Raw genomic sequence first — 21,840 nt, 5'->3', positions numbered from 1 at the left:
ATGGGTTATCCTTTTCTCAGGATAACCCATTTTTTATTCTTTACTTTCAAAAAAGAATTCGTATTGTATTTTATATAATTCATCATCCGTTGGTTCTTCAAGAGGCGTTGCCTGTAATACAACTGTATACTCACCATTTGGAATAGGGATTTGAAATTTATTTGAAAGAATACTTGTTACAACGATACATTCATTTTCAACTGAAAAAGGAACTGTAACCGTTCTAATCACTTCTTCTTTCTCAATATGTTTCCCTGGGGTCACTTTTACTTCACAAGTATAATCAGAGAGTGCCTCAAAAATAACAGCTCCATCCGCCTTCGCATAACCTCTTTCAAAATCAGCATCCGTCCAGTCAACGTAAGGCTGATCACCGTCATAGTTCATCAACATTAATTGCGAATAAGAAATTGTTAACTCCATAGTTCCCTTCTCCTTCATTATGAAATATGCAACTGCTACTTCACGTCAAATTTCACACGCGTACCATCTGGGTATTTATCTAACTTATTTCCTACCCAAGAACCTGCTCCACGGTTATCTGCTGGACTTATATATTCAATATGGGCTCCTTTGCCGCCCTCTTTACACATTGCCATTGGCCATTCATCGCGGTCATACCCTTTTTTTGATGGATATGGTGCTAACGATAATTTTCTTCTATCTGCAGCACCACCGCGGTCAATTGTACAAACTTCTGAATGTCCTTCTTTTATAGCATTCGTAATATGTTTCCCTGTCTCTGGATATCGCTCTTTCGGAAATTCTAGAACTTGATCATACGCATTTGTTTTTTTGATACTTGTTTCCTCTGGAACAAGTACTTCATAAACCGCTACTACAATAGAAAGAATTGCAATAATTGAAATGATAATACCTTTTAATTGCTTCATGTATACCTCCGTGATTCTACCAGTTTCTTTTCCTCAGTTATTATAACAAACTTCTCCTGTATATGTTTTCAGACATTATCTTAGCTCTTCTTCGCTATTCCGCCAAAAACTCTCATTTTTCTTCATCTTTTCACTAATGCTGTAGAAAACTAATAACCTTCCGACATTCTTTTTCAAAGGAAGTCATCATAAAAGATTGAAATGATATATACGATACTTTTTGGGGAGGAAATATCATGGAAGCTACCTATAAAACGAAAGATGTCACGAATAAAACAGGCATCCCAAAACATATAGTCCGCAAATATAGTCAACTGTTAGAGGAACATGGTTATATGATTTCCAAAACAGCTGATGCTCGTATTTATAAATTGGCTGATTTAAAACTATTAAAATCTATACATGAAAGAGCCGCTACATTACAAGAAGATATTTCAGAAACAATACCTATTATTTTAAAAGAGAAAGAAGCTCCACCGGTACCTATTATTCAAGAGAAACAAGAAGTACAATCAACAGAAAAAGAAGATGGGCGTAACTTTGAAGAATTCATGTTAAAACTAGAAATGCTCGCTCAATTAAATGAAGCAATTATTCATCAAAATTCTACCCTTATTACACAAAATCGTTTGAAAGATGAAAAGTTAGATGAATTGATGCAACAAGTTTATGTAAAAGAAGGTTCTCAAGAAAAAATGTTACAAGAATTAGTTGATCATGCCGCTCAAACAGATGAACTTCAAAAAGAAAAGATGGACTTATTAATGAATCATATGTATAAACGTGAATCCAAACAAGAAGAAAAAATGAACAAACTAGTAAATCAAATTTATAATAAAGACAGCAACCGCGATGCACAACTTATGCAAGTTATCCGTGAAATTCAAGAGACAAAAAGATTAGTCGCCGCATCAAAAGAACAAAGTTTCTTTCAATCATTTAAAAGTTTATTTAGCCGAACAAAACAAGAAAAAACAAATGAATAAAATTTCCTATATAAAATAAAAAGTTACCTTCCATCGGTAACTTTTATTCCTTATTTCTTACAGCTGGCAATATAATAATCGCTTCAGTTCCCTTTCCACTTTCGCTTTTATATTCCAGTGTACCATTATGCGCTTGTAAAATACTAAATGTTACCATAAGTCCTAATCCTGTCCCTTTTTCTTTTAAAGAATAATATGGTTGTCCAAGTCTTGCTAACTGTTCTTTTGTCATTCCAACACCACTATCTTTAACTCTTATTACAATTGTTTCATCTTTTTGAATAGCCGTTACCTTTAAATATCCTTTATTTCCTTGAATTGCTTCAATACCATTTTTAACAACATTCATAATAGCTTGTTTCAATTTTGTCTTATCACCGATCGTATAAAGGCTCTCAGAAATCTCAACTTGTAAATATACACCTTGCATCGCTGCAAATGATGACATAAGGGTGGTCATTTCTATTAATTGCGCGGATAAACAAATATGTTCTTTTTTCTCAATTTGCGGCCTTGCTAAATTCAAATAATCTGAAATAATTTGCTCCGCCCGATCCAATTCAGCTAACACGAGACGCATATAATCCTTATTCTTCACATCTTCTGTGCTTTCTAACAATTGGATAAATCCACGGACAACAGTGAGCGGATTTCGAACTTCATGTGCAACACTTGCTGCTAACTCACTAACAATATTAAGCTTTTCCGATTTTTGCATCTCTGTACGTAATAATGCGTTTTCATTTAAATATTCCGTTAAGTACACTTGAAATACCATAGTCATAACCATAATAAGCGAAGCAAATATAAATCCGTTATATAGTTGAGAAACATATGGTGTAAAACCTGTCTCTAACAGTACATTCACCATACCAAATAATAAAGATACAAGTACGTAAAATGATGAAATCATAAATGCTAAAATTAGCTTCTTGTCTCTTGAAAAAAGAGACCACTTCTTGGATAAGAATAATGGCACTATCGATAGAAACATAACTTCTACGACCGGGAGAATATTCATTCCCTTTAGTACCCATTCATATGCAACAAAAATAATGGCTGGAATTAAACCAACAATCCCACCATATAAAAAACCACTAACAATTGGGATTGGATGAAAGTTATACCCGCAAACGTTGCCAAAACAAATAGAGTATGTCATGGAAAGAACAAGTGTCACGCTAGATAAAAACATAATAAAGTAGCGGTTCGGCTTCGGAGGCATTTCTTGATAACGATTTAAACGAATAGCTTCATATAAAAATAACGGTAATATAATGATGGCAATTTGAATCATTAAATCACGGATAAGCTCCATAGCCTCTCATCCCCTATATGTATTTTGATATGATTATATCATTTTATAAGTTGATTTGTTTTAAAATTTTGATTTTTCTTAACATATTTGTTAATTCTTTGTTAACAGCACATAATAATTGTTACAGATTTTCGAAATGATTGTAAACCCTGTACCAAATTTCCTTCGGGCAGTATACAATGAATACGGATTACAAAGAAAATATAAAAATACTTCATGATACGGACAACTATAGCAAAATACAGCATATAATCCATACTATCTATGTTTACAAATAAGTGATCATTACTTTAGTAGGAGGAAGATAAATATGGCGGGTACTACGCTTGTTTTAAAAGAAGAAAATTTGGTTGTTCTAGAAAATGTTGAAAAATCAGTATATGAAGAGTTACAGCATAAAGCAGGAGATGAAAATTGCACATGTGCTGTGAACGAATCAGTTGTTCACCTTGGCAAAGTATCCTCTGTGCTTTGGAATGAAGATGAAATAGATTGGGAATACGGATATTAAAAAGTCGCTTACAGCGGCTTTTTTCTCTTTTCTCTCCCTTTCTACATAACATATACAAAGCGTAATCATAAAAAATATGATAAAATGAACTTAATTTTCAAACGGAAGAAAGGGAGATACAATGGAACAATTCATTAATCCTAGAGTGAAGGATATCCAAATTTCTGGAATCCGTCAATTCTCTAATCTGATTCAAAACTATGATAATCTTATCTCTTTAACAATTGGGCAACCTGATTTTCCTACACCTTCTCTCGTAAAAGAAGCGGCAAAACGGGCCATTACAGAAAATTATACAAGCTATACACATAACGCTGGGTTACTAGAATTACGCAAGGCAGCTTGTAGCTTCTTACAAGATAACTACGATTTACATTATTCACCTGAAAACGAAACCATCGTTACAATCGGTGCTAGTGAAGCAATTGATGTTGCGTTCCGAACAATTTTAGAACCAGGGACGGAAGTAATTTTACCTGCCCCTATTTATCCAGGATACGAGCCCATTATTCGATTATGTGGTGCAACGCCTATTTTTATAGATGTTCGTGAAACCGGCTTCCGTTTAACTGCCGAAGCACTAGAAAATGCTATTACAGACAAAACAAGATGTGTTGTTTTGCCGTATCCTTCTAACCCAACTGGTGTAACATTATCAAAAGAAGAACTAAAAGATATTGTAGATGTTTTAAAAGATAAAAATATTTTCGTCCTTTCTGATGAAATTTATAGCGAACTTGTATATGGACAAAAGCATACATCTATTGCTCATTTCCCAGAAATGCGCGAGAAAACCATTGTTATTAACGGTTTATCAAAATCCCATTCTATGACCGGCTGGCGCATCGGCCTTCTATTCGCGCCAAACTATTTAGCTGGGCACATTTTAAAAGTTCATCAATACAATGTAACGTGCGCGACTTCAATCGCTCAATATGCTGCAATCGAAGCATTAACAGCTGCTAAAGATGCACCAAAAATGATGCGCCATCAGTACAAAAAACGCCGTGATTACGTATATAACAGACTCATTCAAATGGGATTAAAGGTTGAAAAGCCAACAGGTGCATTTTACTTATTCCCCTATGTTGGCCATCTAACAACTTCATCATTCGATTTTGCGCTTGACCTTGTAAAAGAAGCTGGGCTAGCCGTCGTTCCTGGAACAGCATTTTCTGAATATGGTGAAGGCTACATTCGCTTGTCCTATGCATATAGTATCGAAACTTTAAAAGAAGGCTGCGATCGATTAGAGGCCTTTCTACAACAAAAAGCTAAGAGTTAAACTCTTAGCTTTTTGTTGCATACTGATCACAAGTTTGACGCTTCAGTAATTTATGCGGAATAATGATACATTTTGCAGTTGATTCAGCATTCTCTACTTTATCAACTAAAGCTTTTGCTGCTTCATATCCTAGCTGATATATATTCACATCAACTGTCGAAAGTGGAGGGCTCGCAATTTCTGATAATAAAGCATTATTAAAGCTTACAATAGAAACATCCTTCGGTACAACGAATCCTTTTTTAGAAAGAGCACTTAACACACCTAATCCAATTAAATCGTCCGTCGCCATAATCGCCGTCGGCGGTTGCTTCAGTCCCATTAATTCCTCGACCGCTTGTTGACCACTTTCCCTTGAGAAATCAAAATGTAAAATATATTCTTTCGGTAATACAATGTCTGCTAGTTTTAAAGCATCACTCATACCAGCCAAACGATCTCTCGTTACAAGTAAATCTGATCCCCCACCAATGAACGCAATTTGCTTATGCCCTAATGAAATTAAATATTCTGCCACTTCTCTGGCAGCAGTATAATTATCATTATCTACATATGTAATTTCTTCTTTACGATCATATGGTTTCCCAATTAATACGAACGGGAAATTTTGTTTATGCAAATATTGAATGATCCGATCATTCTCTCTTGAATATAAAAGAATAATGCCACCAATTTGGCGTCCCTGTACCATCTTTACAACACCATTAAAAATTTCATCTTCCGTTTCACCTGTCGACATATAAAGCGCATACCCTTCTACATGTGCAAATGAACTAATTCCTCTTATAACTTCTGGGAAAAACGGATTTTGAAAAGCTTTACTTGCAGAACTTGGCATAACAAGCCCAAGTGTTTTCGTTGTTTGGTTAGCTAGGTTTCTTGCGTTTAAATTTGGATGATACCCTAGTTCACTCATTACTTTCCGAACACGACGCTTTGTTTTTTCACTTATACTTGGATTATCAGCAATTACACGAGAAACGGTAGATGGTGCTACATTCGCCTTCTTCGCCACATCTTTAATTGTAACTGTCATAAAAATCCCCCTCCTTTCACTTCTCTGCCATTATATATATTTTCATCTTGCACCCGTTGCAAGTAATAGGAGAAGTCATAAACTTTCATTGATTCTATCTTGCAAAACCTATCATATTCTCCCTCTCCATGTATTGTAAGGGATATAGCTCTTTTTTCCTATACTATAATATACTATTTATTTCACTTCTTTTCACATGTGATGTCAAATCTCTTTTCATCTCCCTATAAAACTTTTTATAGGGAGATGAAAAGAAAAATGGGACGTAATGTCCCATTTTTCATCCTTTCGTACCCCCAGCAGTTAAACCAGAGATAAAGTATTTTTGTAGTGATAGGAATAAAATTGAAATTGGGATTGCAATTAATACTGAACCCGCTGCGAACGTTGTAAATTCATTACCAAATTTCTTCGCTACCATTTCATATAGACCAACTGCTAAAGTATAATTTTCTGGTGTGCGCAAAATAATACTCGCTAAAATGAAATCTGTAAATGGACCGATAAAAGTGAATAACGCTACAACTGCTACGATTGGCTTTGCAAGTGGCATAATGATTTGCCAAAAAATACGGAAATGTCCTGCCCCATCCATACGAGCTGATTCATCCAATTCTTTCGGAATCGTATCAAAATATCCTTTCATAAGCCATGTATTCATCGGGATTGCCCCGCCCACATAAATTAAAATTAATGCAAGGTGCGTATCAATTAATCCTGTTAACTGTGCTAATACGTATAAAGCGATTAACGCTGCAAAGTTTGGAATCATTTGCAGAATTAAAAATGTTAATAAACCATTTTTTCTTCCAACAAAACGGTATCTCGAAAATGCATAAGCAGTAAAACTAATTGCTAACACTGAGAAAATCATCGTTAAAACACTTACTTTTAATGTGTTTTTATACCATAGTAAATAATTACTATTCTCTAAATCTAACAACTTACGATAATGATCTAACGTTGCATTTTGCGGAATAATACTTGATCCTGATAAACTATCACCCGGATTAAACGATGAGCCAATAATCCATAATAATGGATAGAAAATGATGGCACACATTATGAAAATAACGAGATAACTTAATGAGAGACGTAACATCTTTTGTCTTTTAATATTCATTTACATCATATCCTCTTCTTGGAATGATTTTGTTCTCTTAAATTGCCATAACGCAACTGTAATAACGATTAACGATAATATCATTGTAAGAGCTGCTGCTTTACCGTACTGCGCCGAAGTCATCGTTAACTTATAAATCCATGAAATTAAAATATCTGTTCCACCTGCGTCTTGTCCAGCTACAGCAGGACCTCCGCCGTTAAATAGATAGATGATACTAAAGTTATTAAAGTTAAACGTATATTGCGTAATTAATATTGGTGCTGTTGCATATAAAACAAGTGGCAATGTAATTTTACGGAATTGTTGCCAAGCTGTAGCTCCATCTACTGTAGCTGCTTCATATAATTCTCCTGGAATCGATTGCAGTATACCTGTCGTCATTGCAAAGACGAATGGGAATCCAAGCCATGTTTGAATCATAATTAAAGCAATCTTCGCCCAAAATGGATCTGTCATCCAAGCGATCTTTTCAATTCCAAATAAAGCTAATACTTGATTGTTAATTGCTCCAAATGTTTCATTAAACATACCAGAGAAAACAAGAATAGATACGAATGCCGGAACCGCCCACGGTAAAATGAAAATCGTTCGAATGATCGCCTTTCCTTTAATACCAGGCTGGTTTACGATAATCGCTAAGAAAATACCAAGCGCAACTTGTAATGTCGTTGCAACGAATGTCCAAATGACAGTCCAAGAAAATACACTTAAAAACGTCTCTCTCCACATCGGTAATGTAAAGATATCAATAAAGTTTTTAAACCCTACCCAATCTACTAATTTAGCTGGAGGAGAATGATATAAATCATAGTTCGTAAATCCAATTAAAATTACGAAGATGATTGGAAATACAACTACAAAGATAAGTAATAGAAAACCTGGTGAAACCATTAAATATGGAAAACCTTGATCTAGTAAATTACGGTATTGCTCTTTTACAGAGTTTAACGGTGTTCCTATATCACGTTTCTTTCCGTTTTGGTATGCATCATATAAATTAAATGCATATATTCCAAGTCCAAACACGATGACGATGAGTGCCAAGATTCCTTCTACTAATAGAAAGACAGAATGGTCACGTGGAACTTCTGTACCAAGCGTTACAATTCCCCATAATCCCATATTTAATAAATCAGCAAAGGCTACAATAAATGAACCTGTTAATACTAGAAAAATAAGACCTTTTACAAATTGTTTATTATACATTTGGCCCATGCCTGGAATGATTGATAACATGGTTGCCATTTTCCTATGCTTTGAACCATTTAAGCCGTTTGCTGGTTCCATAGATGTTTGCATGTTCCTTCCCCCTTTTTTCTGGGAGAGAATTCGTGCCTCTCATGTTAGAGGCACGAATTTCACCTTATTTTTGCTTACTATGATTTGCCTCAATATTACCTTTAATTTGCTTCACTGCATTATCAAGTGCTGCTTTTGGTGCCTCTTTCTCCGTAACAACTAATTGAAGCGCATCTCCAGCTGGTTTCCATACTTCTTGCATTTCTGGAATGTTTGGCATTGGAATTCCATTTTCAGATTGCGTTGCAACTGCTTTTGCAGCTTCATTATCTTTAATAATTGGATCTTCCATTACTGATTTTACTGGAGGAATTTCTTTTGTTTTCTCAAATCGAATTTTTGCGTTTTCTTCATTCGTTACCCATTCAGTGAACTTTGTAGCTAAATCATTTTGTTTAGAGAAACTTGTTACATGCCATCCTTTAACCCCAACAAACGTTTTCATTGGTTGACCATTTGGTAATTTCGGCATTGGAGCAACACCATAATCAATTCCGTTCTTTTCCATTGCTTGGAACGCCCACGGACCGTTCATGATAGATGCTGCTTTTCCTTCGTTAAATAGTCCATCAGCAGCAGGTCCACCAGATTCACCAATAATACCTTTCGGGAATAACTTTTCTTTGTACCATTTTTGAAGGTATTCCGCCCCTTGTACTGCTCCGCTATTATTTAATCCAACATCACTTGCATTTGGCTTTCCATCTTTTTCACCAAACACATAACCACCCATACCTGCCATAAATGCATTCGCAAAGTAGAAGTTATCTCCTAGTGTTAAAAATCCGTACTTGCCATCCTTCGTAAATTCTTTTGAGAAGTTAAACAGCTCGTCCATCGTTTCTGGTGCTTTTGGCATTAATTTTTTATTGTAAATAAAGATTGGTGTCTCAATTGCTTTTGGTAAACCATATAATTTTCCGTTATATGTCTGTGCTGCTATTGATGAGTCAGTAAATTTACTCTTTACAGCATCATCAGCTTTCACTTCAGAAAGTAAACCTTCTGTTACTGCGTTTCCGATTTGATCATGTGGCAATGTTACAACATCTGGTCCAGTCCCCGCTGGTCCATCAAGGCGTAACTTCTTCACTTGATCTGTCATTTGCATTTCAACAACTTTTACTTTTACTTTATATTTTTCCTCAAAGCTTTTCACTGCTGGTTCTAAACCAACACCTTTTTTATCATCTTCCCAAACGAGAAGATCGTAATCTTTCTTTGCTTTACTTTCTTCTTTTTTCCCTGAATCTTTCGGTCCACATGCAGATAACATACCAATTGATAATGCTGAAACTGTTAATAATGATAATGCTTTCTTCATCCCAAAAACCTCCCTAAGTTGTATATGTACCTTAATAATTGAAAACGTTTGCATTGAATAGTTTAATAGAAGCGCAAACGATATATCAATCTATGAAAACGTTTGCGCTATTTGTCTATCATTATACATTCTTTTATTCATTTTGCAAATATTAATTTAAAAATATTATTACTATACGCTTTATACATTGACTTTATATAAAATGAATACTACTCTTATAAGCAATATTAAAGCTATGCAAAAAGCAATCGTTTGCAACATAGACTTTATTATTATACTTAAGGGAACAATATGCATGGAGATATTAAAGGGGGATTTTCTATATGCTTAAAGAAGCCGTTTATCATAGGCCAAAAGATAATTATGCATACGCTTACGATGAAAAAACGATTCACATCCGAATACGTACTAAAAAAGACGATCTTCAAAGCTCCACTCTTATTTACGGTGATCCTTATGAATGGAAAGACGGGAAGTGGATTACATCCAGTACACCGATGAAAAAAACTGGTTCTACTGCATTGTTTGATTATTGGTCCATTTCCATCGAGCCGAAATTTAAGCGCTTACGTTATGGATTTGAATTAAAAATGGAGACAGAAACGCTTATTTATGCAGAGCGAGGATTTTTTTCCAGTATTCCAAATGATGACGTTGGTAACTTTTTCTGTTTTCCATTCATTCATGCAAATGATGTATTTCAAGCACCTTCCTGGATTAAAGATACTGTTTGGTATCAAATCTTCCCAGAACGGTTCGCGAATGGCGATCGTACACTAAATCCAGAAAATACCCTTCCTTGGGGCAACGCTGAACCGACTCCAACTAATTTTTTCGGTGGAGATTTTGCTGGTATTATTCAAAACCTTGATTACCTTGTTAAGCTTGGCATTTCAGGAATATATTTCACACCTATTTTCAAAGCACATTCAAACCATAAATATGACACAATTGACTACATGGAAATCGATCCGCAATTTGGCACAAAAGAAACATTCAAAGAACTCGTTCAGGCATGTCATACACACGGTATAAAAGTAATGCTTGATGCTGTATTTAATCATAGCGGATACTTTTTCGATAAATTCCAAGACGTACTCGAAAACGGAGATAATTCTGCTTATAAAGAGTGGTTCCACATTCATGAATTCCCGATTATTACCGAACCACTTCCTAATTATGATACTTTCGCGTTTACACCGTATATGCCGAAATTAAACACAGCACACCCTGATGTAAAAGAATACTTACTTGAAGTAGGGCGTTATTGGGTAAGAGAATTTAATATAGACGGTTGGCGCCTTGATGTAGCAAATGAAGTCGACCACAGCTTTTGGAGAGAATTTCGAAGTGAGATAAAAGCATTAAACCCTGACGTATATATTTTAGGAGAAATTTGGCACGATGCACTTCCATGGCTCCAAGGAGATCAATTTGACGCTGTAATGAGCTACCCTGTTACAAACGCTCTACTGTCTTACTTTGCTAACGATTCGATTAAGGCAAATGAATTTATGAAACAAATTACAGAATCTCTACATTCCTACTCTATGAATGTAAATGAAGCAGCGTTTCATTTATTAGACAGTCATGATACACCAAGAATATTGACAACGTGTAACGGAGATAAAAATAAGTTAAAGTTACTTTATGTATTCCATCTTTCTTTCATCGGCTCTCCTTGTATTTATTATGGAGACGAAATTGGTATGGATGGCGGTATGGACCCAGATTGCCGCAAATGTATGATTTGGGATACGAAAGAACAAGATCATCTATTATTTACACATATACAAACATTAATTTCATTACGAAAGCAATATAAAGCATTTGGTGGACATGGTACTTTCCAATTCATCGAAGCAAATGATGAACATAATTATATTTCCTATACGAAAACATATGAAGATGAAACTATCTTCTTCGTTTTAAATCCTACTAATGATGAAGTTACAACTTCACTCCCTATTCATATTACAGGGAAGAAAATAGTCAATATATATACAAAAGAAGAATTTTCAGCGGAAGCAAGTGTATTACAAGTTACACTTCCCCCATATGGATTCTCAATCTTAAAATGGTAATAAAAAATCCTTATGCCAAGATGTGGCATAAGGATTTTTCTTATTTTAATTTAAATACCATCGCTTCATATGGGCGTAATGTAATATTATCTATCGATTCGCTTTCCGCGTCGTAATTGTGTATTAATAACTCTACTTCACTATAACTAATATCCTCAGGCAATTTAAATACACTTTCATCCGCAGTAAAGTTTGCAATAACAAGAAGTTTTTCGGCTCCATATGTTCTTACATACGCAAAAATAGATGGATTATTTTCTAATATTAAATCATATGATCCATACACAATAATCTCATTATTTTTACGTAGCTCAATTAATTTTTTATAGTAATAAAAAATTGAGTTTTCATCTTGTATTGCATGCTCCACATTAATCTCTTTGTAATTAGGGTTTACCGCAAGCCATGGTTCACCTGTTGTAAATCCAGCATGTTTCTTACCATCCCACTGCATTGGAGTTCTAGCGTTATCTCGGCCTTTTATATAAATAGATTCCATTACTTTTTCTTTATCTTCACCACGGTCGACCACTTTTTCATTGTACATATTTAACGTTTCAATATCTCGATATTCATCAATTGATTCAAATCGAACGTTCGTCATTCCGATTTCTTCTCCTTGATAAATATATGGTGTTCCCTTCATCATATGAAGCACCGTCGCTAACATTTTTGCTGATTCAATGCGGTACATTCCATCATTACCAAAACGGGATACAACACGAGGCTGATCATGGTTATTCCAATAAAGGCTATTCCATCCTGTATGCTCTAATGCTTTTTGCCACTTTGTTAGATTCTCTTTTAAAGTAAGAAGTGAACATGGTTTTACATCCCATTTCCCGCCTTCTCCTGAATCTAAATCCATATGTTCAAATTGGAATACCATTTGTAATTCTTTACGGTCTTCCCCTGTATACAATTTGGCTTCTTCCGTTGTTACACCTGGCATCTCACCAACTGTCATAATATCATAATGAGACAATACTTCTTCATTCATTTCATGCAAATATTTATGAATATTTGGGCCGTTCATAAAATGCTTATGTCCTGAAACATACCCTTCTTCATCCGTTTCAACAGTTGGTAAACCTTCTTCTTTAGAAATGAAATTAATAACATCCATACGGAATCCATCAATTCCTTTTTCTAACCAAAACTTCATCATTTCATAAACATCTTGTCTTACTTCTTCATTATCCCAATTTAAATCTGGTTGTTTTTTAGAAAACAGATGTAAATAATATTCATCTGTTATTTCATCATATTGCCATGCAGATCCACTAAAAGCTGCTCCCCAGTTATTCGGCTCTTTCCCATCTTTTCCAGGACGCCACATATAGTAATCTCTATATTTATTATCTTTTGATTTACGTGATTCAATAAACCAATTATGTTCATCAGAAGTATGATTAACAACTAAGTCCATCATAAGTTTCATATTACGTTCATGCATTTCATGTAATAGCTCATCCCAATCTTCCATTGTTCCGAACTCATTCATTATTTTACAGTAATCACTTATATCATAACCATTATCATCATTTGGAGATTCATAAACCGGCGACAACCAAATTACATTAATTCCTAATTCTTTTAAATAATCTAGCTTTGAAATAATACCACGAAGATCACCTATACCATCACCGTTACTATCCATAAAGCTGCGAGGATAAATTTGATATACTACACTTTCTTTCCACCATTGTTTTTCCATTACGCTACCCCATTTCATCTATATTATAATCTTTATTCTTCTCAAGGCGCAAACGTTTTCATTAATGAATGATAACAGATTCTATCCTAATTTAAAATAGCGCTTACAATTTTTATTCTTCTTTTCCTAAGAAATAATGAGAAAACTACTAATATTACTCGAATAAATGAAAACGTTTTATTTTTTTATTTATTTTTTGAATCTATTAGTTTATAATGAATTCAAAGAAAACGTTTGCATAATTATTTCTAGGGGGAAATACCATGGCAGAACTGAAATTAGAAAACATTTATAAAATATATGATAATAACGTAACAGCTGTAACAGATTTTAATTTACACATTCAAGATAAAGAGTTTATCGTATTTGTTGGTCCTTCTGGATGCGGAAAATCTACTACTTTACGAATGGTAGCTGGACTTGAAGATATTTCAAAAGGAGAATTTTCAATTGATGGTAAGCTAATGAATGATGTTCCTCCAAAAGATCGTGATATCGCAATGGTCTTCCAAAACTATGCCCTTTATCCACATATGAGTGTATATGATAATATGGCATTTGGATTAAAACTTCGAAAAATACCAAAAGATGAAATCGATCGTCGTGTGAAAGATGCAGCACGAATTTTAGGGCTTGAACAATATTTAGATAGAAAACCGAAAGCATTATCAGGTGGCCAACGTCAACGTGTTGCATTAGGTAGAGCGATTGTTCGAGATGCGAAAGTTTTCTTAATGGATGAGCCTTTATCTAACTTAGATGCAAAACTCCGTGTTGCAATGCGCTCAGAAATTTCTAAGTTACACCACCGCCTTGGAACGACAACAATTTATGTAACGCATGATCAAACTGAAGCAATGACAATGGCTTCTCGTCTTGTGGTTATGAAAGACGGAAAGATTCAACAAATCGGTACTCCAAAAGAAGTATATGAAACACCTGAAAACATTTTTGTTGGCGGATTTATCGGCTCTCCAGCGATGAATTTCTTCCGTGGTAAATTAACTGAAACCGATTTCGTTATAGACAATGCAATAAAGGTCAAAGTAACTGAAGGAAAAATGAAGATGTTACGTGAACAAGGCTATATAAATAAAGACATTGTTTTAGGTATTCGTCCTGAAGATATTCATGATGAACTATTGTTTTTAGAAGCTTCACAATCTACTGCCTTTACAACAAAAATCGAAGTTGCTGAATTGTTAGGTGCTGAATCTATTTTATATATGAAACTTGGAAATCAAGATTTTGCAGCACGTGTTGATGCAAGACATACATTCTCACCTGGTGACCAAATTAAACTAGCATTTGATATGAATAAAGCGCATTTCTTTGATAGCCAAACCGAACAACGTATTCGTTAAAAAATAATTTTCTACAATATAACATACAAAAAAACCGTCCACATATATTGAGGGCGGTTTTCATTATTATACGAGGGCTTCTACTGTATGAAATGATTGTCCTTTCGTGCCAATAATACCGAAAATCGGTAAGTCACTCAGCACCACTTCTTCTTGCTGTTTCATAAAAGATGACGTTAATTGTTTTATCTCTATCCATACGTCATTAATACAAAGTACATTGGAATCGTTCTCTTGTTGGCGTGAAAATATAGAATCTATTTTATATAAACCAGCATTTTGAAAAAGCATATCAATGCGACTGAATGCATTCAAAGTAATGCTGATTACACGTTGCCAATCTCCTTGCTTTTCCATATCATAGGATACAAAAAGTGCTTCTCCGCCTAGATTCGTAATTTCCTCCACTGTTGCTTGTCCACTTTCTTGATCAATGTCCGTCACAATTACCTTTGCGCCTTGTTTAGCCAACAAAAGAGCTGTATTACGTCCAATACCGATGCCACCGCCAGTTACGATGGCAACTTTTCCTGCAAGCTTCATTTTCATTACCCCTTCTTTAAGTCTTACCGTCATTCAGTATACTGCTTTATGAGATTAGTCTGCAAGCAAGAAAAGTTGCTTATTCATTTGTAAGCGATTACTTTTTTACTCCTTCTTTTTTCTTACTATTACGCTGATCGAAAACTAAACCGATGAAAATTAAAATCCCCCAAAAGATTATGCTACCTCCAGTCATTTCAATTTCCCCCTTATTATATAAAGATATTATTTTAATCATTATAACATTTTCTTAATTTTCAATCTATTAAAATCAAAAATGATATGGATTAACTTTTCCTTACAAATATATCCTTTAAAATATATTTGTATAGTAAAAAGAGACCTTTTTATACATAAAAGGTCTCTTTTTACTATACAAGACTTATCACTTTCGTTTTTGTAATTAAATCCTGAAAACCACAATTATCTTTACGGAATAACATCATATATACGTTACATAATATCGGAATTCCAAGTAGCAATATGTTTGGTAATAACAATACAAAAAATCGTATAATTAATGTTTGTAGCGTTAACTTTTCACTCGTCAATGAAATTAATTTTGTTCTCGTTATTTTTTTACCAAGTGTAGTACCATTCCAAATAAAAGGTAACAAAATAAAATATAGGGCCATCAATATGAAAACTACTGTAAGATCATATTTGTAGTCACCAAAACTTATATTAAAACGATTAAAAATAGCACTATAGTTTCCGGTCATAACAGCTACTACTGCACCATACATAACCGAGATTAAAAACATGTCAATTAGGGAAGCACCTATGCGATTCATTACAAGCGCTGGACGATGCATCTTTAACTTCATTTTATGTCGACTCCTTCATATCCTTTTTTACCCGTTTCATCGTACCACTTCTAAAAAACATTGTAAACTAGCGTTTCTCTTACTTTTCTTGTACAATGTGTTACAACAGCATTGTAAAGGAGGTTCCCATATTGAAAAAATGGATAATCCTATTCTTCGCCTTCCTATTAGCTGGTTGTGCAGGGAATACAAGCCACTTAACTTATACGATTAACGATGAATACGAACTCATACGTACTTCTGCAAATGCCTTTGAGCTTTTCCCGACGCAAGATGCTGTATATGCCACACAATACATCCCTGCAAAAATTACAGACATTGGTTGGGATGATAAATACATTATTGCAAAACAAACTGAGGAAAAGTCCGATCCAAATAATCCTGATGGGGCGATTGCAAATAAAAAAAGTGAACATTATTGGATTATTGACGTAAAACACAATAAGCGTTTTGGTCCCTATAATGAAAAACAATTTAACGAACAAAAAGATGCGTTTAAAATTAAGGTACCTTTTCAAAATGTAGATTCATACATAAAAGAAATAAAAAAACAGTCAGCATAATGTTTTGAATGCTGACTGTTTTTACTTACATTTTGAAAAAAAACTTACTCAGAAAGTGAGATAGTAAAAGTTTGTGATTCTTTAACAACATCCTGTGTCTCTGTATCTCCTGCAATTAAATCATCCGTTGTAAACTTAACATCCTTCACCTTTTCTTTTCCATCATCAAGTATTAAACCGATAATTCCATCTCTTGTTTCACCAGGCTTATAGTCTTCTCTAGATACATTTTTTGTACCAACGAGCGTATCTTCATCATATAAAAAGTTTTGCGTCGCTACTTTAAAATGTTGTTTATCATTAATCGTAACATCATTCATAGAGAAAAATTGCATATTTTTATTCCCGCTATTTTCCACTTTATATGTAATCTCAACGTAACGAATCGTATCACTAATCTCTGTTCCACTTAGCGATGCATATAATTCTGCATCATCTTGACTTACTTTATCGCCTAATCTACGCTTTACTTCTTCAGGAGTTAATGCCGTATATGCTTTCAACGTATTTTTTGCATCGTCACTCATCTGTGATAAAGAGATTACTTTCACATCTTGCACGTGAATTTTCATGGGCGCTACTTCAAATGTTTGATTAACAGAATGCATCTGTTCTAACTTGAAAGTACCCCATCCTGTTTCTTTCACTTTTTGTCCTACTTTGTTTAGCTCACGTCCACCATATTCTTTCGTTTCAGGAATAGCTTCTTTCTTCTTGGGTTCAGCTTTCTTTTCTTCTTGATGGAAGCAACCACTTAACATAAGAAGAAAACTACATAAAACAAAAATACTTTTCCATGCTTTCATCATTTAATTTCTCCTAACGCTATCATTCATGAATATAAATTAGTCCCTTGCTTTGTAAACTATAGAAACAATGAGAAGTCCACAAAATGAACTTGTCAGTCCAGATACTATTATACCTCCAATTTGGAAAATATGAAAATAGGGATCTACTAACGCGTGCACAATAAATATAATAGCTGCCACAACAATTACTGAAATCCAATACTTTCTTTTTTCCGAAGCTACAATAAGATCTTTCCCCATTTCATTTTTATACTTCCCAAATACGCATACTAGTAATAGAAAACCAATACATGTACTCCCATGCTGCATATATTTATAAACTGGGATACTATGCAATTCTCGTTGCAACAATGGTATTTTCATAACAAAATAGCCTGTCTTATGAGTAAACGCATCCCAAACTACATGTGTGAGCATACCAAATAATGCGGAATAGCAAAATACAAAAAAACCTTTCCACGTATGAAGTACCCATCTATCATCAACTGCATATATATAGTAACCAGCAAATGGCTTAGGTAAATGTGTTATAAAAGGCTTTTTTAAAATGTGATGATATATGTATGCAAACAAAAAGACAAGCGGCATATTTAAATATAAAAAACCAAGCCATGTATGCCCAAGAACACCATACGGTCTAAAATGTAAAAAATATTCAAAATCAGGCGCCATACTACCTAATATAAGAGCAGTTACTGAAATATATGTAGAATGCTTTTTCGCAAAAGGAAGCACCGCTGCTGGATGTGCGAATGTAAACGGCATATGCTTACTCCTTTTCATATTTTCAATAGAATACCATCTATCATAACGAGAGAATTGCTCTTCATGCAATATTTATTTTCACATTGGAATATGATAGTTTACATGTTATAATCCACATAAATATTCAGAAAATAAGGAGGGGCTCACGTGTCATTAACACTTGTCTTTTTTCTTATTCTGTTTACCTTGTTTTTAAGTACATACATTGGATTTTTTCTATGGAAGCATTTAAAGATTATAAAATATACGCCCACTCTCGTTGGCTTTATGAGCTTTCTTTTCATTTTTATGTGGACGAAGACTTCTTTCGGTTGGGAAGGTCTCGGTTTTGGCGCACTTCAGTATACAATACTATTAGCAAGTTGTCTCAGCCTTGTATTTGCTGCTTTGTTAGAATCAAAATCCGTTATGAATTGAGGTTTATATATTGATTGACGTACCCTTTTTAAAAAATGTCACATTAAAAAAAGAAAATATCCCTAGTTTTTCCGCATATCCTTACTGCTTACCCGCTATCCGAACATTACAATCACTAGCTTTCCATCCAAATGTAACATTCATTATTGGCGAAAACGGAACGGGTAAATCAACATTACTTGAAGCAATTGCAATCGCTTTAGGTTTTAATGCAGAAGGCGGAACAAAAAACTTCCGCTTTAGCACAAACGATTCACACTCATCTTTACATGAATACCTTCGAATTTCCAAAAGTTTCAATACACCCAACGACGGTTTCTTTCTTCGCGCTGAATCATTTTATAACGTCGCTTCTTATATTGATGAAATAGATGCTGCTCCAGAAGCACGTGGAAATCCAGTTATTGATTCCTATGGTGGTATCTCATTACACAAACAATCACACGGTGAATCGTTCTTCTCATTATTTATGAATCGTTTTTCAGGACAAGGCTTATACATTTTAGATGAGCCTGAGGCCGCTCTATCACCAATGAGACAACTTTCCATGCTCATTCGAATGCATGAGCTAGCGGAACAAGGTTCACAATTTGTTATTGCGACGCATTCTCCTATTTTAATGGCTTACCCTGAATCCACTATATACTCTTTAACACAAGAGGGGATTCACGAATCCAGATTAGAAGAAACCGAGCATTATCAAACGACGAAACTTTTCTTTGAAAATCGTAATCGATTATTCCATCATCTATTTGAATCGTAAAAAAAAGAAGCAGCGATTGCTGCCTCTTTTTTATAGTGCTTCTATAAATAATGCTACCCCAATACCGCCGCCGACGCATAGAGAAGCAATTCCTTTTTCTAAGCCGCGTCGCTTTAATTCGTGAATTAAACTTACCGTAATACGAGCTCCTGTACAACCAATTGGATGCCCAAGTCCTACACCACTACCGTTTACATTCACTTTCTCACGATCTAAACCTAATTCTTTTTCTACAGCTAAATATTGTGCTGCGAAAGCTTCATTAATTTCAAGTAAATCTGCATCTTCTAATGACCAATCTACTTTTTCTAAGCCTTTTCGGATTGCTGGTGCTGGTCCAATACCCATAATTTTCGGGTCTACTCCAGCTACTGAATATCCAACAATTCTAGCTAACGGTTGTAAGCCTTTTTCTTTCGCTTTTTCTTCGCTCATTAATACTAGAACTGCACTTCCGTCATTCAGGCCAGATGCATTTCCTGCAGTTACAGATCCATCTTTACGGAATGCTGGTTTTAATCCTGCTAATTTTTCCGCTGTAATATCTGCACGTGGATGTTCATCTTTCGAAAATACAACTTCTTTTCTACGCTCTTTTATTGTAATAGGAACAATTTGATCGTCAAAGTATCCAGACTCGATTGCTTGTAGTGCTAGTGTGTGACTACGAAGCGCAACTTCATCTTGTTCCTCTCTTGTAATTTCATATTGTTCAACTAAATTTTCCGCTGTTTCACCCATCATAATATGATGCAATGGATCTTCTAATATTTCCCACACCGTATCACGAATTTCTCCGTGTTGTAGACGTTGTCCCCAGCGGTGCTGTTTTAATGCATAAGGGCTCGAACTCATCGCTTCTACTCCACCTGCAACAACAATATCACTTACACCTAATTGAATTTGCATTGCAGCTGACATAATTGCTTGCATACCTGAAGAACATTGGCGTTGGATTGTATACCCCGTAACTGTGTCAGGAAATCCTGCCGCTAATGCAGCCGTTCTCGCCGTATTTGCTTCATCAGTTCTTTGAATACAATGACCTAAAATTACTTCATCAACTTCATGTGGTTCTACCCCGCCTCGTTTTACAGCTTCCTGAAGTACAGGAACAGCTAATTCTACTGGCGTTACATTTTTTAGCGCTCCCCCAAAAGTTCCAATTGGCGAACGAACTGCAGCTGTAATAACAACATTATGCATTTTAAACTTGCCCCTCTCTTATGTACACTAGTCAGTTTTTAGGTGAAATTCCATAAGATGTATGTCTACAACTATCATACTATAAACATACTAAAAAATCAAAATATTTAATATAATAAAAATAGAAGGAATTAACCTTCTATTCTGTTAATGCATATAAAAACTTTTGTAAAATTTTCTCTGTCGTTTCATTCAATTTTGGTAACTTATCTACTGGAAAATATTGAAGTTGTAACCCTTCATGATCGAGCTTCAATTCACCACTCACATGATGCCCCTGATACAGATGAATGACATTAAAAATTTCATCCCCATTTGGATAACGGAAATATACTTCCTTTCCTGATAAGACACCCAGAAATTGCATTATTTTTGCAGTTAGTCCCGTTTCCTCGAATAGTTCTCTACGAGCAGTTTCTTCTGTCGTTTCTCCAAGCTCCATCGCTCCACCGGGCACACCCCAATCATATGTATCTGAACGATATTGAAGCAATACTTCTTGATTATCATTTAATATAATAATTGCTGACCCTACTAGAATAAGCGGCCTTGTACCAACGACTTTGCGTAAATCTTCAATATACCCCAATATGTAAACTCTCCTTTCCTCACCCTCCCTTATCATAACAAAATTTCTCTCCTTTTGTTGATGTAATTTTAAAGAAAAAAAAGGAAGCTTTTGCCCCCTTTTTTCATCTTTTATTTCTTAAAACTTTCATATTTTACAGCTTCAAAAGCTTCCTCAATTTCATCATTACGATAATGGACATATGTAAAACGACCCAACTCTACTAATCTTGCTATTTCCTGTAACGCTTTATGCTGCTCATATGTTTCCTTCAGCTTAATATGTACATAAAACTTCATTAATGGATGTTCATATAAAGGTTCTCCCACCTCTACATATACATCTTCAATCCCTTGTACAACTCTTACATAACTCGCAAATTGATATAGCGCTTCTCTGTCTGAAACGATTTTTAATGTATACATATATTCTCCCC

24 protein-coding genes are annotated in these 21,840 nt (G+C 34.7%); 8 read left to right on the top strand and 16 right to left on the bottom strand.

Annotated elements, in window-relative coordinates; genetic code table 11:
* Positions 1-33: 33 nt before the first annotated feature.
* Both comJ and nucA read right to left on the bottom strand, forming a co-directional pair.
* The gene (comJ, locus tag EUC40_RS07050) at positions 34-423 is read right to left on the bottom strand and encodes a competence protein ComJ (protein ID WP_000424011.1); all 390 of its coding nucleotides are present in this window, start codon (positions 421-423) and stop codon (positions 34-36) included.
* Positions 424-458: 35 nt separating this feature from the next.
* Positions 459-893, bottom strand: a complete 435-nt coding sequence (gene nucA, locus EUC40_RS07045; RefSeq protein WP_071713153.1) for a DNA-entry nuclease — start codon at positions 891-893, stop codon at positions 459-461.
* A gap of 236 nt (positions 894-1,129) precedes the next feature.
* Between nucA and EUC40_RS07040 the strand changes: the two genes are divergently transcribed.
* Positions 1,130-1,879 (top strand): DUF3967 domain-containing protein, encoded by a 750-nt coding sequence (locus EUC40_RS07040; RefSeq protein ID WP_156574229.1) that lies wholly within the window; start codon positions 1,130-1,132, stop codon positions 1,877-1,879.
* Positions 1,880-1,922: 43 nt separating this feature from the next.
* On the opposite strand, the gene kinB is transcribed toward EUC40_RS07040, so the two are convergent.
* Positions 1,923-3,197 (bottom strand): sporulation sensor histidine kinase KinB, encoded by a 1,275-nt coding sequence (gene kinB, locus EUC40_RS07035; RefSeq protein WP_071713151.1) that lies wholly within the window; start codon positions 3,195-3,197, stop codon positions 1,923-1,925.
* A 310-nt stretch (positions 3,198-3,507) separates the two neighbouring features.
* Between kinB and EUC40_RS07030 the strand changes: the two genes are divergently transcribed.
* Both EUC40_RS07030 and EUC40_RS07025 read left to right on the top strand, forming a co-directional pair.
* Positions 3,508-3,708 carry a hypothetical protein gene (locus EUC40_RS07030; RefSeq protein ID WP_000929277.1) on the top strand — a complete coding sequence of 67 codons (201 nt, stop codon included), beginning with the start codon at positions 3,508-3,510 and terminating at the stop codon, positions 3,706-3,708.
* A gap of 121 nt (positions 3,709-3,829) precedes the next feature.
* Positions 3,830-4,993 (top strand): aminotransferase A, encoded by a 1,164-nt coding sequence (locus tag EUC40_RS07025; protein ID WP_000434551.1) that lies wholly within the window; start codon positions 3,830-3,832, stop codon positions 4,991-4,993.
* Positions 4,994-4,997: 4 nt separating this feature from the next.
* Here the strand turns inward: EUC40_RS07025 and malR are convergent, their stop codons facing one another.
* From malR to EUC40_RS07005, 4 genes are all read right to left on the bottom strand, one after another.
* A complete protein-coding gene (gene malR / locus EUC40_RS07020) occupies positions 4,998-6,029 on the bottom strand; it encodes a maltose operon transcriptional repressor MalR (protein ID WP_156574227.1) in 1,032 nt (343 codons plus the stop codon).
* 280 nt (positions 6,030-6,309) lie between these two features.
* Positions 6,310-7,152 (bottom strand): maltosaccharide ABC transporter permease MalD, encoded by an 843-nt coding sequence (gene malD, locus EUC40_RS07015; RefSeq protein WP_001022602.1) that lies wholly within the window; start codon positions 7,150-7,152, stop codon positions 6,310-6,312.
* Entirely contained in the window at positions 7,153-8,454 is a 1,302-nt protein-coding gene (gene malC, locus EUC40_RS07010) for a maltosaccharide ABC transporter permease MalC (protein WP_071713149.1), read from the bottom strand. It abuts the gene before it with no gap.
* 64 nt (positions 8,455-8,518) lie between these two features.
* Positions 8,519-9,778 (bottom strand): extracellular solute-binding protein, encoded by a 1,260-nt coding sequence (locus EUC40_RS07005; RefSeq protein ID WP_071713148.1) that lies wholly within the window; start codon positions 9,776-9,778, stop codon positions 8,519-8,521.
* Positions 9,779-10,101: 323 nt separating this feature from the next.
* Between EUC40_RS07005 and EUC40_RS07000 the strand changes: the two genes are divergently transcribed.
* Positions 10,102-11,862, top strand: coding sequence for an alpha-glycosidase (locus EUC40_RS07000; RefSeq protein ID WP_156574225.1), 1,761 nt, complete (start codon positions 10,102-10,104; stop codon positions 11,860-11,862).
* A 40-nt stretch (positions 11,863-11,902) separates the two neighbouring features.
* Here the strand turns inward: EUC40_RS07000 and malL are convergent, their stop codons facing one another.
* Positions 11,903-13,579: an oligo-1,6-glucosidase gene (gene malL, locus EUC40_RS06995; protein ID WP_156574223.1), complete on the bottom strand. Its 1,677-nt coding sequence runs from the start codon at positions 13,577-13,579 to the stop codon at positions 11,903-11,905.
* A 263-nt stretch (positions 13,580-13,842) separates the two neighbouring features.
* On the opposite strand from malL, the gene EUC40_RS06990 reads away from it, so the two are divergent.
* Positions 13,843-14,943, top strand: coding sequence for an ABC transporter ATP-binding protein (locus tag EUC40_RS06990; protein ID WP_156574221.1), 1,101 nt, complete (start codon positions 13,843-13,845; stop codon positions 14,941-14,943).
* A 66-nt stretch (positions 14,944-15,009) separates the two neighbouring features.
* On the opposite strand, the gene EUC40_RS06985 is transcribed toward EUC40_RS06990, so the two are convergent.
* The 3 genes from EUC40_RS06985 to EUC40_RS06975 form a co-directional block, all read right to left on the bottom strand.
* Entirely contained in the window at positions 15,010-15,519 is a 510-nt protein-coding gene (locus tag EUC40_RS06985; RefSeq protein ID WP_071713145.1) for an SDR family NAD(P)-dependent oxidoreductase, read from the bottom strand.
* A 64-nt stretch (positions 15,520-15,583) separates the two neighbouring features.
* Positions 15,584-15,682, bottom strand: coding sequence for a flagellar motor protein (locus tag EUC40_RS06980; protein ID WP_097904514.1), 99 nt, complete (start codon positions 15,680-15,682; stop codon positions 15,584-15,586).
* A 175-nt stretch (positions 15,683-15,857) separates the two neighbouring features.
* Positions 15,858-16,313: an RDD family protein gene (locus EUC40_RS06975; protein WP_071713144.1), complete on the bottom strand. Its 456-nt coding sequence runs from the start codon at positions 16,311-16,313 to the stop codon at positions 15,858-15,860.
* 131 nt (positions 16,314-16,444) lie between these two features.
* On the opposite strand from EUC40_RS06975, the gene EUC40_RS06970 reads away from it, so the two are divergent.
* On the top strand, positions 16,445-16,876 hold the full coding sequence (locus tag EUC40_RS06970; protein ID WP_000758767.1) for a DUF3997 domain-containing protein: 432 nt from the start codon (positions 16,445-16,447) through the stop codon (positions 16,874-16,876).
* A 44-nt stretch (positions 16,877-16,920) separates the two neighbouring features.
* On the opposite strand, the gene EUC40_RS06965 is transcribed toward EUC40_RS06970, so the two are convergent.
* Together EUC40_RS06965 and EUC40_RS06960 are read right to left on the bottom strand one after the other, a co-directional pair.
* Entirely contained in the window at positions 16,921-17,685 is a 765-nt protein-coding gene (locus EUC40_RS06965; protein WP_156574219.1) for a hypothetical protein, read from the bottom strand.
* A 36-nt stretch (positions 17,686-17,721) separates the two neighbouring features.
* Positions 17,722-18,450: a DUF4184 family protein gene (locus tag EUC40_RS06960; RefSeq protein WP_156574217.1), complete on the bottom strand. Its 729-nt coding sequence runs from the start codon at positions 18,448-18,450 to the stop codon at positions 17,722-17,724.
* Positions 18,451-18,597: 147 nt separating this feature from the next.
* On the opposite strand from EUC40_RS06960, the gene EUC40_RS06955 reads away from it, so the two are divergent.
* On the top strand, positions 18,598-18,867 hold the full coding sequence (locus EUC40_RS06955) for a hypothetical protein (protein WP_156574215.1): 270 nt from the start codon (positions 18,598-18,600) through the stop codon (positions 18,865-18,867).
* A 10-nt stretch (positions 18,868-18,877) separates the two neighbouring features.
* A complete protein-coding gene (locus tag EUC40_RS06950) occupies positions 18,878-19,630 on the top strand; it encodes an AAA family ATPase (RefSeq protein ID WP_156574213.1) in 753 nt (250 codons plus the stop codon).
* A gap of 30 nt (positions 19,631-19,660) precedes the next feature.
* On the opposite strand, the gene EUC40_RS06945 is transcribed toward EUC40_RS06950, so the two are convergent.
* The 3 genes from EUC40_RS06945 to EUC40_RS06935 all read right to left on the bottom strand — a co-directional run bounded on the left by EUC40_RS06945 (position 19,661) and on the right by EUC40_RS06935 (position 21,829).
* Positions 19,661-20,836 (bottom strand): acetyl-CoA C-acetyltransferase, encoded by a 1,176-nt coding sequence (locus EUC40_RS06945; RefSeq protein WP_071713139.1) that lies wholly within the window; start codon positions 20,834-20,836, stop codon positions 19,661-19,663.
* Between the two features lie 139 nt (positions 20,837-20,975).
* Positions 20,976-21,425 (bottom strand): NUDIX hydrolase, encoded by a 450-nt coding sequence (locus EUC40_RS06940; RefSeq protein WP_071713138.1) that lies wholly within the window; start codon positions 21,423-21,425, stop codon positions 20,976-20,978.
* 110 nt (positions 21,426-21,535) lie between these two features.
* Positions 21,536-21,829 (bottom strand): DUF3928 family protein, encoded by a 294-nt coding sequence (locus tag EUC40_RS06935; RefSeq protein ID WP_016111246.1) that lies wholly within the window; start codon positions 21,827-21,829, stop codon positions 21,536-21,538.
* Between the last annotated feature and the right edge of the window lie 11 nt (positions 21,830-21,840).

This window comes from Bacillus luti (genome assembly GCF_009739945.1).
Lineage (GTDB): Bacteria > Bacillota > Bacilli > Bacillales > Bacillaceae_G > Bacillus_A > Bacillus_A luti.
Note: the sequence above shows the minus strand (reverse complement) of the source record. Positions and strands in the feature narration are given on the sequence as shown.

What these genes read in the sequence shown, in the direction of transcription:
- comJ (WP_000424011.1), bottom strand. Translation starts at nt 423, where the DNA reads ATGGAGTTAACAATTTCTTATTCGCAATTAATGTTGATGAACTATGAC.
- nucA (WP_071713153.1), bottom strand. Translation starts at nt 893, where the DNA reads ATGAAGCAATTAAAAGGTATTATCATTTCAATTATTGCAATTCTTTCT.
- EUC40_RS07040 (WP_156574229.1), top strand. Translation starts at nt 1,130, where the DNA reads ATGGAAGCTACCTATAAAACGAAAGATGTCACGAATAAAACAGGCATC.
- kinB (WP_071713151.1), bottom strand. Translation starts at nt 3,197, where the DNA reads ATGGAGCTTATCCGTGATTTAATGATTCAAATTGCCATCATTATATTA.
- EUC40_RS07030 (WP_000929277.1), top strand. Translation starts at nt 3,508, where the DNA reads ATGGCGGGTACTACGCTTGTTTTAAAAGAAGAAAATTTGGTTGTTCTA.
- EUC40_RS07025 (WP_000434551.1), top strand. Translation starts at nt 3,830, where the DNA reads ATGGAACAATTCATTAATCCTAGAGTGAAGGATATCCAAATTTCTGGA.
- malR (WP_156574227.1), bottom strand. Translation starts at nt 6,029, where the DNA reads ATGACAGTTACAATTAAAGATGTGGCGAAGAAGGCGAATGTAGCACCA.
- malD (WP_001022602.1), bottom strand. Translation starts at nt 7,152, where the DNA reads ATGAATATTAAAAGACAAAAGATGTTACGTCTCTCATTAAGTTATCTC.
- malC (WP_071713149.1), bottom strand. Translation starts at nt 8,454, where the DNA reads ATGCAAACATCTATGGAACCAGCAAACGGCTTAAATGGTTCAAAGCAT.
- EUC40_RS07005 (WP_071713148.1), bottom strand. Translation starts at nt 9,778, where the DNA reads ATGAAGAAAGCATTATCATTATTAACAGTTTCAGCATTATCAATTGGT.
- EUC40_RS07000 (WP_156574225.1), top strand. Translation starts at nt 10,102, where the DNA reads ATGCTTAAAGAAGCCGTTTATCATAGGCCAAAAGATAATTATGCATAC.
- malL (WP_156574223.1), bottom strand. Translation starts at nt 13,579, where the DNA reads ATGGAAAAACAATGGTGGAAAGAAAGTGTAGTATATCAAATTTATCCT.
- EUC40_RS06990 (WP_156574221.1), top strand. Translation starts at nt 13,843, where the DNA reads ATGGCAGAACTGAAATTAGAAAACATTTATAAAATATATGATAATAAC.
- EUC40_RS06985 (WP_071713145.1), bottom strand. Translation starts at nt 15,519, where the DNA reads ATGACGGTAAGACTTAAAGAAGGGGTAATGAAAATGAAGCTTGCAGGA.
- EUC40_RS06980 (WP_097904514.1), bottom strand. Translation starts at nt 15,682, where the DNA reads ATGACTGGAGGTAGCATAATCTTTTGGGGGATTTTAATTTTCATCGGT.
- EUC40_RS06975 (WP_071713144.1), bottom strand. Translation starts at nt 16,313, where the DNA reads ATGAAGTTAAAGATGCATCGTCCAGCGCTTGTAATGAATCGCATAGGT.
- EUC40_RS06965 (WP_156574219.1), bottom strand. Translation starts at nt 17,685, where the DNA reads ATGATGAAAGCATGGAAAAGTATTTTTGTTTTATGTAGTTTTCTTCTT.
- EUC40_RS06960 (WP_156574217.1), bottom strand. Translation starts at nt 18,450, where the DNA reads ATGCCGTTTACATTCGCACATCCAGCAGCGGTGCTTCCTTTTGCGAAA.
- EUC40_RS06945 (WP_071713139.1), bottom strand. Translation starts at nt 20,836, where the DNA reads ATGCATAATGTTGTTATTACAGCTGCAGTTCGTTCGCCAATTGGAACT.
- EUC40_RS06935 (WP_016111246.1), bottom strand. Translation starts at nt 21,829, where the DNA reads ATGTATACATTAAAAATCGTTTCAGACAGAGAAGCGCTATATCAATTT.